Genomic DNA, 18,929 nt, shown 5'->3' with positions numbered 1-18,929 from the left:
TTTCAGACGGAGATCGCTTGCGGGTGCGCGGCCTCGTCGCCGCACATCAGCTCGTGCAGGTACCCGGCGAGCAGTCCCGGCGTCGGGTGGTCGAAGACGAGGTTGGGCGACAGCTTCGTCTCGGTGATGTTGCGCAGCCTGTTGCGGAGTTCGATGGCGGTCAGGGAGTCGAAGCCGATCTCGAACAGGCCCTGGTCCGCGTCGAAGTGGTACGTCGGGCTGTATCCCAGTACGGCGGCCACCTGGGCCCGCACCAGGTCGAGCAGGACCTTCGCCCGGTCGTCGGCGGACAGCCCGGCCAGCCGCTCGGACAGCCGGCGCTGGTCCTCCTCGGCCCCCGCGGCCTGCACCAGCTGGCGGCCGGTGCGGACCAGGCCGCGCAGCAGGTGCGGGGCTCCGCCGCCGGCCGCGGCCTGGCTGCGCAGCGCCTTCAGGTCCAGCTTGACCGGGACCAGCAGGGCGTGGCCGGAGCCCACGGCGGCGTCGAACAGGTCCATGCCCTCCGCCGGGGTGATCGGCAGCAGGCCGCCCCGGCGGTTCATCCGGTTCCTGGTGAGGTCGTCGATGTGCTCCGCCATGCCGTCGGCCTGCTCCCACAGGCCCCAGGCCAGCGACAGGCCCGGCAGGCCGGCCGCCCTGCGCTCGGCCATCAGGCCGTCGAGGAAGGCGTTCGCCGCCGCGTAGCCGCCGCTGCCGGCGCCCATGAAGAGCGCCGAGACGGACGAGTAGACGACGAAGGCGTCGAGGTCCAGGCCCCGGGTGAGCTCGTCGAGGTGGCGTACCGCGTCCACCTTGGGTGCGAAGACCCGCGCCAGCCGCTCCGGAGTGAGCATGCCGATCACGCCGTCCTCGGTCACGCCCGCGGTGTGCACCACTGCGGTCAGCCGGCGCCCGTCGGGCACGGACGCCAGCAGCGCCTCCACCTGACCGCGGTCGGACATGTCACAGGCCACCACCGACACCTCGGCGCCCTGCCCGGTCAGCTCCGCGACCAGGTCCGCCACGCCCTCGGCGTCCGGGCCGCGGCGGCTGGCCAGCATCAGGTGCCGTACGCCGTGGCGGGCGACGAGATGCCGGGCCACCAGGCCGCCGAGCGAACCGGCGCCCGACAGCAGGACGGTGCCCTCCGGCCCGAACACCGCGGGTGCGTCCCCGGCTTGCCCGGCGGTCCGGGCGAGCCGGGGCACGGACAGGGCCGTGCCGCGCACGGCGACCTGCGGCTCGCCGCTCGCCAGTACGGCCGCCAGGGCCCCTTCCACCGGCCCTCCGGCGGCGGGGTCGGTGTCGAGGAGGATGATCCGGTCGGGGTTCTCGGCCTGGGCGGCACGGACCAGGCCCCATACGGCCGCTCCGGCCGGGTCGGTCACCGCGCCGTCACCCCCGGCGGGCACCGCGCCCCGGGTCGCGACGACCAGCCGCGACTCCTCCAGCCCGGTCCCGCCCAGCCAGCACTGCACGACCTCCAGCACCCGGCAGGCCAGGCCCAGGACCGCGCCCTCACCGTCGTCGGTGCCGACGGCCTCAATGACCGCCAGCGCGGGGGCCGGCGCACCCGACTCCACGTCGTCGGCCAGTGTCGCCACCTGTTCGGCGGTGCCCACCGCCACCCAGGAGGGCCCGGCCTGCCCGCCGCCGGAGAGGGGGAGTTCGTTCCACTGCACCTGGAACAGCGCCTCGGAGCCGGGCGCGCCCGCGGCCGTCCGCAGTTGCTCGGGCGAGACGACGCGGCCCACCAGCGAGTCCATGGTCACGACCAGCCCGCCGGTCTCGTCCGCCGCCTGGAACGACATCGCGTCGTCTTCGTTGCGGGCGATGCGCACGCGCAGCGCCGAGGCGCCGGCCGCGTACAGCTCCAGCCCGTTCCACGCGAACGGCAGCTGCAGCTCCTGCCCGTCCTCCTCGCCTTCGGCCGCGCTGTCGGCGGCCGCCGCGGCGGCGGTCAGCATGGCCGAGTGCAGGGCCGCGTCCAGCAGCGCCGGGTGGATGCCGAAACCGCCGGCCTCCTTGCGGTGCTCCTCGGGCAGGGCGACCTCGGCGAAGAGTTCCCCGCCGCGCCGCCACACCGCCCGCACGCCCTTGAAGGCCGGGCCGTAGCCGTATCCCACCTCGGCGAGCCGGCCGTAGCCGCTGCTGACGTCGACCGCTTGAGCACCGGCCGGGGGCCAGGCCGCGAAGTCGAAGGCGGTGGCGCCGCCGTTCGCGCGGACCGTGACGGCCAGCATGCCGGTGGCGTGCCGGGTCCAGGTGTCCGTACCACCCTGGCCCGCGGCGTCCTCGCGCTGCGAGTAGACGTCCACCGTGCGCGAGCTGTTCTCCCGTGGCCCGCCGACCACGACCTGCACGCGTACGCCGCCGTGCTCGGGCACCACCAGCGGGGCTTCGATGACGAGTTCCTCCAGCACCCCGCACCCGGCTTCGTCGCCGGCGCGCACCGCGAGTTCCACCAGGCCGGTGCCCGGTACGAGGACCACCCCTTGGACCCGGTGATCGGTCAGCCACGGGTGCGTGCGCAGCGACAGCCGCGACGTGAAGATGAACCCGTCGGAATGCGGCAGCTGTACCACGGCGCCCAGCATCGGGTGGTCGGCGCCGGCGAGGCCCAGCGAGGTGGCGTCGGTCGGCTGTCCGGCCGGCCGGAGCCAGTAGTGCTGGTGGTCGAAGGCGTAGGTGGGCAGCTCGACCCGCCGTTCGGCGGAGGTCTGCGGCAGGACCCCGGTCCAGTCCACGGCCACGCCGCGGACGAAGAGTTCGGCCATGGAGGCGAGGAGACGGCGCAGGCCGCCGTCCTCGCGGCGCAGGGATCCGGTCACGAGGGCGTCGGAGCCGTGGGCGTCGACGGTCTCGGTGATGGGCTGGACCAGCACCGGGTGGGCGCTGACCTCCAGGAACACCCCGTGGCCCTGGCGCAGGAGGTCGGCGACGGCGGGGCCGAAGCCCACCTGCGCGCGCAGGTTGCGGTACCAGTAGTCGCCGTCCAGGACGCCCGCGTCCTGGATCCGGCCGCCGGTGACGGTGGAGTGGAAGGGGATCCGGGGCTCTTGGGCCGCGACGCCGGCCAGTGCCTCGGCGAGCGCGTCGCGGACGTCCTCGACGTGCCGGGTGTGGGAGGCGTAGTCCACCGCGACCCGCCGGACCCGGACGCCGTCGGCGGTCAGGGCCGCCAGGGCCTCGTCCAGGGCTTCGGCGTCACCCGCGATCACCACGGAGGCCGGCCCGTTGACCGCGGCGACCTCGACGCGGCCCTCCCACGGCTGGATGCGCGCGAGCGCCTCGTCCGCGCTCAGTGCCACCGAGGCCATACCGCCGCGCCCGGCCAGCTCCGAGGCGATGACCCGGCTGCGCAGGGCCACCACGCGCGCCGCGTCGTCGAGGGAGAGGGCCCCGGCCACGCAGGCGGCCGCGATCTCGCCCTGCGAGTGGCCGAGTACCGCGTCCGGTGTGATGCCGACCGACTCCCAGACCGCTGCCAGGCCCACCATGACGGCGAAGCTGGCGGGTTGGAGCACGTCGACCCGTTCGATGAGCCCGGGGTCGCCCTCCCCGCGCAGCACCTCGATCAGCGACCAGTCCACGAACGGCTCCAGAGCCGCCGCACACTCAGCGATCCGCTCCGCGAACACCGGGGAGGAGTCCAGCAGTTCACGGCCCATGCCCGCCCACTGCGCACCCTGCCCCGGGAACACCCACACCACCTTGCCGTGCGTGCCCGAGCCGGCGCTGCCGGAGACGACACCGGGGGCGCTCTCACCGCGGGCCAGCGCCTGCAGACCGGCGAGGGCCTCCTCGTCCGAACCGGCCACGACGACCGCCCGTTCACCGAAGAGCGCGCGGCCCGACACCAGCGCCGCGGCCACGTCCGCCAGCGGCGCCTCCTCGGCGCCGGTGAGGAACTCCGCGAGCCGCCCGGCCTGCCGCGGGAGCGAGCCGGCGTTCCGCGCGGAGACCACCAACGGCCACACACCGGCGGTCGTCGGCTCCTCGGCGGCGGGCTGCGCCGCCTGCGCCGGTGCCTCTTCGAGGATCAGGTGGGCGTTGGTCCCGCTGATGCCGAAGGAGGACACCCCCGCTCGGCGCGGATGGCCGTTGCGGGGCCATGCGCGCGCCTCGGTGAGCAGCTCGACGGCTCCCGCCGTCCAGTCGACCTGGCTCGTGGGCTCGTCCACGTGCAGCGTCGGGGGCATGACCCCGTGCCGCATGGCCTGCACCATCTTGATCACGCTGGCCACGCCCGCGGCGGCCTGTGCGTGGCCGATGTTGGACTTGAGCGAGCCGAGCCACAGCGGCTGTTCCGGGTCGCGGTCCCGGCCGTACGTGGCGAGCAGTGCCTGCGCTTCGATCGGGTCGCCGAGCGCGGTGCCGGTTCCGTGGCCCTCGACCACGTCCACCTCGGAGGGGGCGAGACCCGCACTGTCCAGGGCCCGGCGGATGACCCGCTGCTGCGACGGTCCGTTCGGCGCCGTCAGACCGTTCGACGCGCCGTCCTGGTTGACGGCGCTGCCGCGCAGCACCGCCAGCACCCGGTGGCCGCGCTCGCGCGCCACCGACAGCCGCTCCAGCGCCACCACGCCCACGCCTTCGGCCCAGCCGGTGCCGTCCGCGCCGTCGGCGTAGGACTTGCACCGGCCGTCGGCGGCGAGGCCGCGCTGCCGGGAGAACTCCACGAAGGTGCCGGGGGACGCCATCACCGTCGCGCCGCCGGCGAGCGCCATCGAGCACTCGCCCTGCCGCAGCGCCTGCGCGGCCAGGTGCATCGCCACCAGCGAGGAGGAGCAGGCGGTGTCGATGGTGACCGCCGGGCCCTCGAACCCGAACACGTACGAGACGCGGCCGGAGGCCACGCTCGCCGCGGACGCCGTGGCCGCGAAGCCCTCCAGCTCCGGCGCCTCGCCGGCGCCCGCGCCGTAGCCCTGGCTGGAGACGCCCGAGAACACGCCGACGTCGGTGCCCTTCAGCGAGGCGGGGTCGATCCCGGCCTGCTCCATGGCCTCCCAGGAGGTCTCGAGCAGCACGCGCTGCTGGGGGTCCATGGCGAGGGCCTCGCGCGGGGAGATCCCGAAGAACGCCGGGTCGAAGAGCCCCGCCCCGCGCAGGAACCCGCCCTGGGAGGTGTAGGAGGTGCCGGTGCTGTCGGGGTCCGCGTCGAACAGGCCGTCCAGGTCCCAGCCGCGGTCGTCCGGGAAGTCGGACATGCCCTCGCGGCCCTCGGACACCAGCCGCCACAGGTCTTCGGGATCCGTCACACCGCCCGGCAGCCGGCAGGCCATGCCGACGATGGCGATGGGCTCGTCGGGATCCGCGACGGCGGTCACGGTGGAGGCGGGGGCGCCGGCCACCGTGTCCCCGAGCTCGTCGCGCAGGTAGCGGGCGAGCGCCAGCGGGGTCGGGTAGTCGAAGACCAGCGTCGCCGGAAGCTTCAGTCCGGTCTCCTCACGGAGCCGGTTGCGCAGTTCCACGGAGATGAGCGAGTCGAAACCGGCGTCCTTGAACGCCGTCTCCGCCCCGACGCCGCCGGGCCCGGTGTGCCCGAGCACCAGCGCGACCTGCGCCCGCACCAGATCCAGGAGCAGGGCCTCCTGCTCCGCCGCGCCGAGCCCGGCGAGGCGGCGGAGCAGCCCGCCGTCCCCGGCGGACACCGCCCGCGCCGCCTGCCGGCCGGCCCGCACCAGGCCGCGCAGCAGGGGCGGCACTCCCGCACCGGCTACGGCGTCGGCCCGTACGGCGCGCAGGTCGAGCTTGACCGGCACCACCAGCGCCTGCCCGGTCTCCACGGCGGCGTCGAACAGCTCCATGCCCTCCACGGCGGAAATCGCCTGCACACCGCCGCGGTTCATGCGCGCCTGGTCGGCGCCGCTGAGGTGGGCGGTCATGCCGTCGATCTGCTCCCACAGGCCCCAGGCCAGCGACAGGCCCGGCAGGCCCGCCGCGCGACGGCCGGCCACCAGCCCGTCCAGGAAGGCGTTCGCCGCGCCGTAGTTGGCCTGTCCGGCCGATCCGAACACGCCGGAGGCGGAGGAGAAGACCACGAACGTGTCGAGGTCCAGGCCGCGGGTGAGCTCGTCGAGGTGGCGTACCGCGTCGACCTTCGGGGCGAACACCCTCGCGAGCCGCTCCGGGCTCTGCGCGGCGACCACGCCGTCGTCCAGTACGCCGGCGGTGTGCACGACACCGGTCAGCGGGTACTCGGCCGGGACCGACGCCAGCAGCGAGCGCACCTGCTCGCGGTCGGACACGTCGCAGGCGGCCACCGCCACGGCCGCGCCCTGCCCGGTCAACTCCGCGACGAGCTCCGTCATGCCCTCGGCCTGCGCACCGCGGCGGCTGGCCAGCACCAGGCTCCGTACGCCGTGCCGGGTGACCAGGTGCCGGGCCACGAGCGCGCCCAGGGATCCGGCGCCCGTGACCAGGACCGTGCCGTCCGGCCCGAAGACCGCCGGGGCGGCCGGGGCCTGGGCGGCCGCACGGGCGAGCCGCGGGACCGACAGCGCGGCGCCGCGGACGGCCACCTGCGGCTCGCCTCCGGCCAGCACCGCGGCCAGGACCGGCAGCACGTCTCCGTCACCGGCCGGGTCGGCGTCGATCAGGACGATCCGGTCCGGGTTCTCCGCCTGCGCGGCGCGCACCAGACCCCACACCGCCGAGCCGGCCGGGTCGGTCACCGTGCCGTCACCGGCGGGGACCGCGCCCCGGGTCACGACGACCAGCCGCGACTCCTCCAGTCCGGACGCGGCCAGCCACGCCTGCACGACCTCCAGCACCCGCGAGGTCAGCGCCAGTACGGCGTCCTCACCCACGCCGCCGACCGCTTCCAGCAGCGTCACCGGCGGCAGGTCGGCGCGCCCGGCGAGGGCCGGCACGTCGTCGGCGCGGGACACCGCCGCCCAGGACGGCGCCGGCTGCGCGGCCTGGGCGGCGGGCAGCTCGCTCCACTCCACCCGGAACAGCGCGTGGGCGACCGCCGTGTCCGCCGCCGTGTCCAGCTGTTCGGCCGACACCGGACGGGACACCAGCGAGTCCAGGGTCACGACCAGGCCGCCGGTCTCGTCCGCCGCCGTCAGCGAGACGGCTCCCGGCCCGCCGGGCGCCATGCGCACCCGCAGTGCCGTGGCGCCCGCGGCGTGCAGCTCGAGCCCGTTCCACGCGAACGGCAGCACCGGCCGCCCGGACTCCTCGCCCGCGGTGCCCGTCGCGGCGCCGAACATGCCGGTGTGCAGGGCCGCGTCCAGCAGCGCCGGGTGGATGCCGTACCGGGCGGCCTCCTTGCGGTGCTCCTCGGGCAGGGCGGCCTCGGCGAAGAGTTCCCCGCCGCGCCGCCACACCGCCCGCAGGCCCTGGAACACCGGACCGTAGCCGTAACCGCTCTCGACCAGACCCGCGTAGAAGTCCCCGAGCTCGACGGGCTGGGCGCCGGGCGGCGGCCAGGCGGTGAAGTCGAAGCGGTCGCCGCCGCCCTCGGTCGGGGCGGGGGCGGAGAGCATGCCGGTGGCGTGCCGTGCCCAGCTGTCGGCGCCGTCGTCGAGCAGGTCCTCGCGCTGGGAGTACACGTCCACGGTGCGCGAGCCGTTCGCGCCCGCGCCGCCGACCGCGACCAGAACCCGTACGCCGCCCTGCTCGGGCACCACCAGCGGTGCCTCGATCACGAGCTCGTCCAGGACCCCGCAGCCGACCTCGTCACCGGCGCGCACCGCGAGCTCCACGAGCCCGGTGCCGGCGACGAGCACCACTCCGCCGACCCGGTGGTCGGCCAGCCAGGGGTGCGAGCGCAGCGACAGGCGCGAGGTGAAGACGAGCCCGTCGGACTGCGGGAGGCGCACCACCGCGCCCAGCAGCGGGTGGTCGGCGGTCGTTTGCCCCAACGACGCGGCGTCGGTGGCCTGTCCGGCCGGCGGGAGCCAGTAGTGCCGTCGGTCGAAGGCGTACGTCGGCAGGTCGGCCCACGCCGGTCGGGGTGCCCGCGGCAACAGACCGCTCCAGTCCACGGCCACCCCGCGGACGAACAGCCCGGCCAGCGAGGCCAGCAGCGTCTGCTCCTCCGGGCGGCCGTCGCGCAGGGCCGCGACGCAGGTCGCGTCGGTGTCCGCGGCGGCAGCCGTCTCCTGCACCAGGCCGGTCAGCGCCGCTCCCGGGCCCAGCTCGACGAACAGCGAGCCGCCGTACTCCACCGCGGCGGCGATCCCCTCGGCGAACCGCACCGGCCGGCGTACGTGTCCGGCCCAGTACTGCGGGTCGGCGAGCTCCTGCGGCCCGGCCAGGCGGCCGGTCACGTTCGAGACCACCGGTACGGCCGGGCTCCGCCACTCGATGCCGTCCAGCTCGGCGGCGAACTCGGCCAGCATCGGCTCCATCCGCAGGGAATGGAACGCGTGCGACACCGCCAGCCGCTTCGTCTTGTGTCCGCGCTCCTTGAGCCGGGCGGCCGCGGCGAGGACCACTTCCTCCTCACCGGAGAGCACCACCGAGGCCGGGCCGTTGACGGCAGCGATCTCCACGCCCTCGCCCAGCAGCCCGGCGACCTCCGCCTCGCCGGCCCCGACCGCGACCATGGCCCCGCCCGGCGGCAGCGCCTGCATCAGCCGGCCGCGGGCGGCGACCAGGCGCGCCGCGTCCGGCAGGGACAGCGCGCCCGCGACGTGGGCGGCCGTGATCTCGCCGACCGAGTGCCCGATCACGACGTCGGGCCGCACGCCCCAGGACTCCACCAGCCGGTACAGGGCGGTTTCCACCGCGAACAGTCCGGCCTGCGTGTACACCGTCCGGCCGAGGAGTTCGCCGCTGTCCGGCACCGCGCCGAAGACGACGTCGCGCACCGGGTGGTCGACGTGCCCGGCCAGCCGCGCGTCCAGCTGCTCGCACGCCTCGTCCAGCGCCTTCGCGAACACCGGGTACCGGTCGTACAGCTCCTGGCCCATGCCCACGCGCTGGGAGCCCTGGCCGGGGAACACCCACACGGTCTTGCCCGGCGCACCCGCACCGGTCGCGGTGCCGGTGACGACGCCGGGTGCGTTCTCGCCGCGGGCCAGCGCCCGCAGACCGGCCAGCGCCTCCTGGTCGGAGCCGGCCACGACCACCGCGCGCTCACCGAGGAGTGCGCGGCCCGACAGCAGCGCCCCGGCCACGCCCGCCAGGGGCACCTCGCCGTCGGCGGACTCCAGGTACGCGGCCAGGCGGTCGGCCTGACCGGCCAGGGCGTCGGCGCTGCGCGCCGACACCACCAGCGGCACCACGCCGCCGGGGGCCGCCCCCTGCTCCGGTGCTTCCTCTTGCGGTGCTTCCTCTTGCGGCGCTTCGTCGTGCGTCGCTTCGTCGTGCGGCGCTTCCTCCAGGATCACGTGCGCGTTCGTGCCACTGACACCGAACGAGGAGACGCCCGCGCGGCGCGGCCGGCCACCGCGCGGCCACTCCCGCGCCTCGGTGAGCAGCTCCACCGCGCCCTCGGTCCAGTCCACCTGCGTGGTCGGCTTCTCGACGTGGAGCGTGGGGGGCATGACGCCGTGCCGGATCGCCTGCACCATCTTGATCACGCCGGCCACACCCGCGGCGGCCTGAGTGTGCCCGATGTTCGACTTCAGGGAACCCAGCCAGAGCGGCTGCTCCGGGTCACGGCCCTGGCCGTAGGTCGCCAGCAGCGCCTGCGCCTCGATCGGGTCGCCCAGGGCCGTACCGGTCCCGTGCGCCTCCACGACGTCCACGTCCGCCGGCACCAGCCCAGCACTGGCCAGCGCCTTGCGGATGACCCGCTGCTGCGACGGGCCGTTCGGCGCCGTCAGGCCGTTGGAGGCGCCGTCCTGGTTGACCGCGCTGCTGCGCAGCACCGCCAGCACCTGGTGTCCACGCTCGCGCGCCACCGACAGCCGTTCCAGGACGACCACGCCCACGCCCTCGGCCCAGCCCGTGCCGTCCGCGCCGTCCGCGAACGCCCGGCACCGGCCGTCGCCCGCCAGGACCCGCTGCCGGGAGAACGCCACGAAGGTGCCGGGCGTCGCCATCACGGTCGCGCCGCCGGCCAGCGCCATCGAGCATTCACCCTGGCGCAGTGACTGCGCGGCCAGGTGCATCGTCACCAGCGAGGACGAACAGGCGGTGTCCACGGTGACCGCCGGTCCCTCCAGCCCCAGCACGTAACTCACGCGCCCGGACGCCACGCTGGAGGCGCCTCCGGTGCCCGCGAAGCCCTCCAGCTCCGGCGGGATCGCACCGACTCCGGCCCCGTAGCCCTGGGTGAACACCCCGGAGAACACTCCGACATCGGTGCCCTTCAGCGACACCGGGTCGATGCCGGCGCCCTCCAGCGCCTCCCACGAGGTCTCCAGCAGCAGCCGCTGCTGCGGGTCCATCACCAGCGCCTCGCGCGGGGAGATGCCGAAGAATCCCGCGTCGAAGAGGCCGGCGCCTTGCAGGAAGCCGCCCTGGTCCGTGTACGAGGTACCCGCGTGGTCGGGGTCCGGGTCGAAGAGGGCGTCCAGGTCCCAGCCGCGGTCCTCCGGGAAGGACGACATCGCGTCACGGCCCTCGGACACCAAGCTCCACAAGTCCTCCGGCCCCGTCACACCACCGGGGAACCGGCACGCCATGCCGACGATCGCGATCGGCTCGTCGGCGTGGCGGGAGCCCTGCTGACGCAGGGTGTGCAGCTCGGTGGTGACGCGCTTGAGGTACTTGAGGAGTTTTTCGTCCGTGGCCATTCTTCAGTCCTTAACGAAGATGTGATGGAGCCGCACAGCGGGAACCGGTGTCAGATGAGGCCGAATTCACCATCGATGAAGTCGAAGATCTCATCGGCGGACGCGGACTCCAGTTGCTCCGCCACCGTGGAGGCGTCGCTCGCCTCGAGCACTCCGTTGCACCTGGCCACCAAACCCTGGAGGCGAAGGGCGATGCTGGATTTCTGGTCGAGGCGCAGACCGGTGATCAGCGACTCGACGTCCTCGATCTTCGCGTTGAGCTGCGACAGCACGTCGTCGCTGGTGCCGAGTTCGTCGCGCAGGTAGCGGGCGATGGTCAGCGGGGTGGGGTAGTCGAAGACCAGCGTCGCCGGGAGTTTGAGACCCGTCGCCTCGCGCAGCCGGTTGCGCAGCTCCACCGAGGTGAGCGAGTCGAACCCGGTGTCCTTGAACGCCATGTCCGCCCGGACGGCTTCCGGTCCGGCGTGGCCGAGCACGACCGCGACCTGGGTGCGCACCAGATCGAGGAGCAGGGCTTCCTGTTCCGCCGCGGGAAGCACGGCCAGGCGGGCGACCAGCCCGCCGTCGGTGGCGGCCGCGGCCCGCGCGACGTGCCGGCCGGCCCGCACCAGGCCCCGCATCAGGTGCGGGACTCCCGCGCCGGCCGCGGCCTGGCCGCGCAGCGCCCGCAGGTCCAGGTTGACCGGGACGAGCAGCGGCAGGTCCGACGCGGCGGCCGCGTCGAGCAGCCGCATGCCCTGCGCCGCCGTCATCGCCTGCACACCGCCGCGGCCGGCCCGTGCCTGGTCGGCTCCGCCCAGGTGGGCGGTCATGGCGGTGGCCTGCTCCCACAGGCCCCAGGCCAGTGACTGCCCGGGCAGGCCCGCTGCGTGGCGGGCGGCCATCAAGCCGTCCAGGAAGGCGTTCGCCGCCGCGTAGTTGGCCTGTCCGGCCGATCCGAACACGCCGGAGGCGGAGGAGAAGACCACGAACGTGTCGAGGTCCAGGCCGCGGGTGAGCTCGTCGAGGTGGCGTACCGCGTCGACCTTCGGGGCGAACACCCTCGCGAGCCGCTCCGGGGTCTGCGCGGCGACCACACCGTCGTCCAGTACGCCGGCGGTGTGCACGACACCGGTCAGCGGGTACTCGGCCGGGACCGACGCCAGCAGCGAGCGCACCTGGTCGCGGTCGGACACGTCGCAGGCGGCCACCGCCACGGCGGCGCCCTGCCCGGTCAGCTCGGCGACGAGCTCCGTCATGCCCTCGGCCGCCGGGCCCTTCCGGCTGGCCAGTACGAGACTGCGTACACCGTGCCGGGTCACCAGGTGTCGGGCCACCAGAGCGCCCAGGGCGCCGGCGCCGGAGACCAGGACGGTGCCTTCGGTGGCGAACGCGGACGCGGTATCCGGGGCCGCGGCCCCGGCGCGGACCAGACGCGGCACGGAGAGGGCGGTGCCACGGACGGCGACCTGCGGTTCGCCGCAGGCCAGCACCGCGCCCAGCAGGCTTGTCGCTCCGTCCTCGGAGGCCGGGTCGGCGTCGATCAGGACGATCCGGTCCGGGTGCTCGACCTGCGCGGCCCGGACCAGGCCCCACACGGCCGATCCGGCCGGGTCGGTGACGGTGCCGTCACCCGCGGGGACCGCGCCCCGGGTGACCACGACCAGGTGGGACTCCTCCAGTCCGGGGGCGGCCAGCCACGCCTGCACGGCTCCCAGCACGCGGGAGGTCAGCGCCAGTGCGGCGTCCTCACCGTCACCACCGACCGCTTCCAGCAGCGCCACGGGCGGCACCACGCTCTCGGCCAGGGCCGCGACGTCCTCGGCCGTGGTCACCGGCACCCACCACGGGGCGGAGTCCTGCGCCTCGAAGACGGCAGGCTCGGTCCAGTCCACCGCGAACAGGGAGTCGGCGGACGCGGCGTCCGGAGCCGCTCCCATCTGCTCCGGAGACAGCGGCCGGGACACCACGGAGTCCAGCGTGACCACGAGCCCGCCGGTCTCGTCGGCCGCCTCCACGGACAGCGTGTCCGCACCCGCCGGCACCCACCGCACCCGCAGCGCCGAGGCACCCACGGCGTGCAGCACCACACCGCTCCACTCCAGCGGCTGCCGCAACCCACCGCCCACCGCGTCGATCAGTGCGGCCTGCCCGGCCTGCACCGCCGACTCCAGCAACGCCGGATGGACACCGAACCCACCGGCCTCCTTGCGCAACTCCTCCGGCAGCGCGACCTCGGCGAAGACCTCCTCGCCGCGCCGCCACACCGCCCGCAGACCCTGGAACGCCGGACCATAGCCGTACCCGTCCTCCACCAGACCGGCATAGAACTCCCCGACCTCCACCGGCTGAGCGCCGGCCGGCGGCCACACGGTGAAGTCGAACCCGGAACCGGACACCGAAGCCGACTCCGCCAGCACACCCCTCGCATGCCGCGTCCACACATCCCCGCCCGCGGCGTCCTCACGCAGCGCGAACACCTCCACCGGACGGCCACCGCCCTCACCCGGACCACCGACCGCAACCTGAATCCGGACCCCGCCCTGCTCGGGCACCACCAACGGCGCCTCGATCACGAGCTGTTCCAGCACGCCGTAGCCGAACTCGTCACCGGCACGCACCGCGAGGTCGACGTACGCCGCACCGGGGACCACCGCCGCACCGCCGAGGGTGTGATCGGCGAGCCAGGGGTGCGTGCGCAGCGACAGCCGGGAGGTGAAGACCAGTCCGTCCGACTGGGGAAGCCGTACGACCGCGCCCAGGAGCGGGTGATCGGCACCGGCCAGTCCGAGGGAGGCGGCGTCGGTGGCCGACTCGCCCGGCTTGAGCCAGTAGTGCTGGTGGTCGAAGGCGTACGTCGGGAGGTCCACCCGAGCGGTGGGCTCGGGCACGACAGCGCTCCAGTCCACGGCCAGTCCACGGACGAAGAGTTCGGCCACGGACACGAGCAGACGGCGCAGCCCGCCGTCCTCGCGCCGCAGGGATCCGGTCACCACGACACCGGCGTCGGTCTCGGCCAGGTCGACGGCCTCGGTGATCGGCTGGACCAGCACCGGGTGGGCGCTGACCTCCACGAACACCCCGTGGCCCTGGTCGAGCAGCTCCGCCACCGCCGGGCCGAAGCCGACCTGGCCGCGGAGGTTGCGGTACCAGTAGTCACCGTCGAGGGCGTCGGTAGTCCCGATCCAACCGCCGGTGACGGTCGAGTAGAAGGGGGTCTTCGGGGTCTGCGCCTCGATCCCGGCGAGGGCCTCGGCGAGCGCCTCGCGAATCGCCTCGACGTGCCGGGTGTGCGAGGCGTAGTCCACCGCGACCCGGCGGACCCGCACACCGTCGGCCGACAGGGCCGCCAGGGCCTCATCCAGCGCCTGCGCGTCACCCGCGATCACCACCGACGACGGACCGTTGACCGCGGCGACCTCCACCCGATCGGCCCACGGCAGAATCCGCGCAACCGCATCGGCCTCGCTCAGCGCGACCGAAGCCATACCGCCCCGACCCGCCAGATCCCTCGCGATGGCCTGACTGCGCAGGGCCACCACCCGCGCCGCGTCCTCCAGGGAGAGCGCACCGGCCACGCACGCGGCCGCGATCTCACCCTGGGAGTGGCCGAGCACCGCGTCCGGCGTGATCCCCACGGAGGACCACACCGCCGCCAGACCCACCATCACCGCGAAACTGGCCGGCTGGAGCACATCCACCCGCTCCATCAGCTCCGGATCCGTCTCCCCGCGCAACACCTCGACCAGCGACCAGTCCACGAACGGCTCCAAAGCCGCCGCACACTCAGCGATCCGTGCCGCGAACACCTGGGATGAATCCAGCAGTTCACGGCCCATACCCGCCCACTGCGCACCCTGCCCCGGGAACACCCACACCACCTTGCCCGGAGAGCCGACCGCGCTACCGGTCACCACACCGGGCACGTCCTCGCCCCGGGCCAGCGCCCGGAGCGCGGCCGGCGCGGCATCGCGGTCGCCCGAGTCGGCCACGACGACCGCGCGTTCACTGAAGACGGAACGCTCCGAGACGAGCGCCCCGGCCACATCCGCCGGCGTCACCGCCTCCTCGGCGCCCTCGAGGAACGCCGCGAGCCGCTCCGCCTGACCGGCCAGCGAACCGGCGCTGCGCGCGGACACCACCAGCGGCACCGCCCCGGCGGGCGCGGCCGCGGACTGCTCCGCCACCGGCCGGTCCGTTCCCTCTGCCGGCGCCGGCGCCGCCTCTTCGGTGGGGGCCTCTTCCAAAATCAGGTGCGCGTTCGTCCCGCTGATGCCGAACGAGGAGATGCCCACCCGGCGCGGACGGCCGCTCCGCGGCCACTCCCGGGCCTCGGTGAGCAGCTCGATGGCCCCGTCGGTCCAATCCACCTGCCGTGTGGGCGCGTCCACGTGCAGGGTCGCCGGGAGCAGCCCGTGCCGCATCGCCTGCACCATCTTGATGACGCCGGCCACCCCGGCGGCGGCCTGCGTGTGTCCCAGGTTCGACTTCGACGAGCCCAGCCACAACGGGTTCTGCGGGTCCCGGTCCCGGCCGTACGTGGCCAGCAGCGCCTGCGCTTCGATGGGGTCGCCCAGCGTCGTCCCCGTTCCGTGGCCCTCGACCGCATCCACCTCGGACGGGGAGAGCCCGGCATTGGCCAGTGCCTTGCGGATGACGCGCTGCTGCGACGGCCCGTTCGGCGCCGTGAGGCCGTTGGACGCGCCGTCCTGGTTCAGCGCGCTGCCGCGCAGCACGGCCAGCACCCGGTGCCCGCGGGCGCGCGCGACCGAGAGCCGTTCGAGCAGCACCACACCCACACCTTCGGACAGGCCCATGCCGTCCGCACCGTCCGCGTACGCCTTGCAGCGTCCGTCGGCGGCCAGCCCGCGCTGCCGGGAGAAGGCCATGAACGTGCCGGGGGTGGCCATCACCATGACGCCGCCGGCCAGGGCGAGCGAGCAGTCCCCCTGCCGCAGCGCCTGCGCGGCCAGGTGCATCGCGACGAGCGATGAGGAGCACCCGGTGTCGATCGACACCGCGGGCCCCTCGAAGCCGAACACGTACGACACGCGGCCCGACGCCACGCTCGACGCCGTCGCCGCACCCGCGAAGGCCTCCAGCTCCGGCGCGACCGACCCGCCGGCGGTCCCGTAGCCCTGGGCGGATATGCCCGTGAACACGCCGACGTCGCTGCCCTTCAGCGAGACGGGGTCGATGCCGGCGCCCTCGAACGCCTCCCAGGAGGTTTCCAGCAGCAGCCGCTGCTGGGGGTCCATGGCCAGGGCCTCGCGCGGCGAGATCCCGAAGAACCCGGCGTCGAAGAGGCCCGCGTCATGGACGAAGCCGCCCTGGCTGACGTACGAGGTGCCCGCACTGTCGGGGTCCGGGTCGATCAGCGCCTCCAGATCCCAGTGACGGTTGTCGGGGAAGTCGGAGACGGTGTCGCGCCCGTCGGCCACCAGCTTCCACAGCTCCTCCGGAGAGGACACACCTCCCGGGTAGCGGCACGCCATGGAGACGATGGCGATGGGCTCCCGCGCCTGGTCCTCGACCTCGCGCAGCCGCTTGCGGGCATCGCGGGCGTCGGCGATGGCCCTCTTGAGGTAGTCGCGGAGTTGTACCTCGTCAGCCACTGAATTCAGCTCCCAGGAAATCGATGTGTGCGAATGCCGCGGGTGGTGGTGGGGTCGGTCCCGCACCGTCGTGCGGGACCGTACGGCCGGGCCCACCCGGGCCCGGCCGTACGGTCCGGCTCAGTCGAGCCGGTCGAAGATCGCGAACAGGTCCTCGTCGCTCGCGCTGTCGAGGTCCTGGTCGGACACGTCCGCCGCTCCCGCCGCGCCGGACGGGGCGCCCGCCGCCTCGGCCGCCTTCAGCAGTTCCCGCAGGCGTACCGCGATCCGGTCCCGGGCCTGCGCATCGGACGCCGCGGACTCGATGGCCGCGTCCAGGCCGGCGAGACCGGCCAGCACCGAGTCGGCGGGGGGCGCCTTGTCGACCGCGAGTTCCTCGCACAGGTGCCGGGCGAGCGCCAACGGGGTGGGATAGTCGAAGACCAGCGTGGCCGGAAGCTTCAGGCCGGTGGCCTCACGCATCCGGTTGCGCAGTTCCACCGAGGTGAGCGAGTCGAATCCGGCGTCCTTGAACGCCGTCTCCGCCCGGACGCCTTCCAGCCCGGAGTGGCCGAGCACGACCGCGATCTGCGTCCGGACCAGGTCGAGAAGCAGTGCCTCCTGTTCTGTGGCGTCGAGTCCGGCGAGCCGCGCGGACAGCTGTCCGCGCTCGTCACCGGTGGCCGCCGCCCTCGCCTGCTGACGGCCGGTGCGCACCAGCCCGCGCAGCAGGTGCGGAACACCGCCACCGGCCGCCGCGTCGGCGCGTGCTCCCCGCACGTCCAACGCGACCGGCACCAGCAGGGCGTGCCCGGACCCCGAGGAGCCCACAGCCGCACCGAAGAGCTCCATGCCCTCGGCCGGCTCGAGCGCCGTGATGCCCCCGCGTCCCTCACGCCGGCTCATCTGAGCCTTGGTGAGGTCGTCGATGGTGTCCCCCAGATGGGTGGCCGTATGCCACGGACCCCAGGCGAGCGACAGACCCGGCAGGCCGGCCGCTCGTCGGTGGGCCATCAACCCGTCCAGGAAAGCATTGGCCGCGGCGTATCCGCCACTACCAGCTCCCATAAAGACTGACGACGCGGAGGAGTAGACGAGGAAGGCGTCGAGGTCCGTGCCGCGGGTCAGTTCGTCGAGGTGGCGCACCGCGTCCACCTTCGGCGCGTACACCTTCGCGAGCCGCTCCGGGGTCAGTGCCCCGATCACTCCGGCGTCGAACACACCCGCGGTGTGGACGACACCGCGCAGGGGGTGGTCGGCCGGCACGGAGGCGAGGAGCGCCTCCACCTGGCCGCGGTCGGACACGTCGCAGGCCACCGCCGACACCGTGGCGCCCTGGGCGGTGAGTTCGGCCACCAGGTCGGCCACGCCGTCGGCGTCCGGCCCCTTGCGGCTGGCCAGCACCAGACGGCGCACACCGAGTCGGGTGACGAGGTGGCGGGCGGCCAGCGCGCCCAGCGATCCGGCGCCCGAGATCAGGACCGTGCCTTCCGGACCGAACATCGCCGAACCGGCCGCGGCATCGTTCGCGGGGCCTTCCGCGGCCCCGTTGCCGATCCGGGCGAGCCGGGGGACGGAGAAGGCCGTGCCCCGGACGGCGACCTGCGGCTCGCCGCAGGCCAGCACCGCGCCCAGGACCAGCTCCGCACTGCCGTCGCAGGCCGGATCGGTGTCGAGCAGGACGATCCGGTCCGGGTTCTCCGACTGTGCGGCGCGCACCAGGCCCCACACCGCCGAGCCGGCCGGGTCGGTGACCGTGCCGTCGCCGGCCGCCACCGCGCCCCGGGTCAGCACCACCAGCCGCGACCCCTCCAGCCCGTTCCCGGCCAGCCACGCCTGGACGACCTCCAGGACACGGGAGGACAGGGCCAGAACGGCGTCCTCGCCGTCGCCGCCGACCGCATCCAGAACGGCCGCCGCCGGCGCGCCGAGGCCCGCCGCGGCGTCGTCGGCCAGCGCCGCAACGTCCTCGGCGCGGTCCACCGGCACCCACCAGGGCGACGGCTCCAGTCCTTCGTCCAGATCCAGCCCGGTCCACTCCACCGCGAAGAGGGAGGAGCGGGTCCCGTCCGCCGCCGCGGCGTCGAGCTGCTCGGCGGACACCGGCCGGGACACCAACGAGTCCATCGTCACCACCAGGGCGCCGGTGGCGTCCGCGGCCTCGACCGCCAGGGCGTCCGGGCCCGCCGGGGCGACCCGTACGCGCAGGGCGGAGGCGCCCACGGCATGCAGCACGAGACCGTTCCACGCGAAGGCCAGTACGGCCTCGCCCGTTTCCCCGTCCGCCGCGTCGGCCGGACCGGCGAAGGTGCCGGCCTGCAGGGCCGCGTCCAGCAACGCCGGGTGGATGCCGAACTGGTCTGCCTCCCCGCGCAGTTCCTCGGGCAGGGCGACCTCGGCGAAGACCTCCTCACCGCAGCGCCACACCGCCCGCAGGCCCTGGAACGCCGGACCGTAACCGAAGCCGCGCTCGTCCAGGTCGGCGTAGAACTCCCCCACCTCGACCGGCTGGGCACCGGCCGGGGGCCAGGCGGCGAAGTCGAAGCCCTGCCCCGCGCCCTGGGCCCCGGTGACCGCCAGCGTGCCGGTGGCGTGCCGGGTCCAGGTGTCGGCGCCGTCCTCATCCGCCGCGTCCTCACGCTGCGAGTACACCTCGACGGTCCGCGAGCCGTTGGCC

At 74.5% G+C, this 18,929-nt stretch carries 3 protein-coding genes; all 3 read right to left on the bottom strand.

Annotation, left to right across the window (positions count from 1 at the left end):
* Positions 1-2 precede the first annotated feature (2 nt).
* Positions 3-10,679 carry a type I polyketide synthase gene (locus tag AC07FY_RS20195; RefSeq protein ID WP_479008027.1) on the bottom strand — a complete coding sequence of 3,559 codons (10,677 nt, stop codon included), beginning with the start codon at positions 10,677-10,679 and terminating at the stop codon, positions 3-5.
* Between the two features lie 50 nt (positions 10,680-10,729).
* Positions 10,730-16,339 carry a type I polyketide synthase gene (locus AC07FY_RS20190; RefSeq protein WP_479008025.1) on the bottom strand — a complete coding sequence of 1,870 codons (5,610 nt, stop codon included), beginning with the start codon at positions 16,337-16,339 and terminating at the stop codon, positions 10,730-10,732.
* A gap of 54 nt (positions 16,340-16,393) precedes the next feature.
* Positions 16,394-18,929 (bottom strand): type I polyketide synthase (locus AC07FY_RS20185; protein ID WP_479008023.1); only part of this gene is annotated, 2,536 nt, incomplete at its 5' end.

It is taken from the genome of Streptomyces sp. NPDC045967, from assembly GCF_056430495.1.
Note: the sequence above shows the minus strand (reverse complement) of the source record. Positions and strands in the feature narration are given on the sequence as shown.

Excerpts from the sequence above, each read along its gene's own strand:
- AC07FY_RS20195 (WP_479008027.1), bottom strand. The coding sequence starts at position 10,679 with ATGGCCACGGACGAAAAACTCCTCAAGTACCTCAAGCGCGTCACCACC.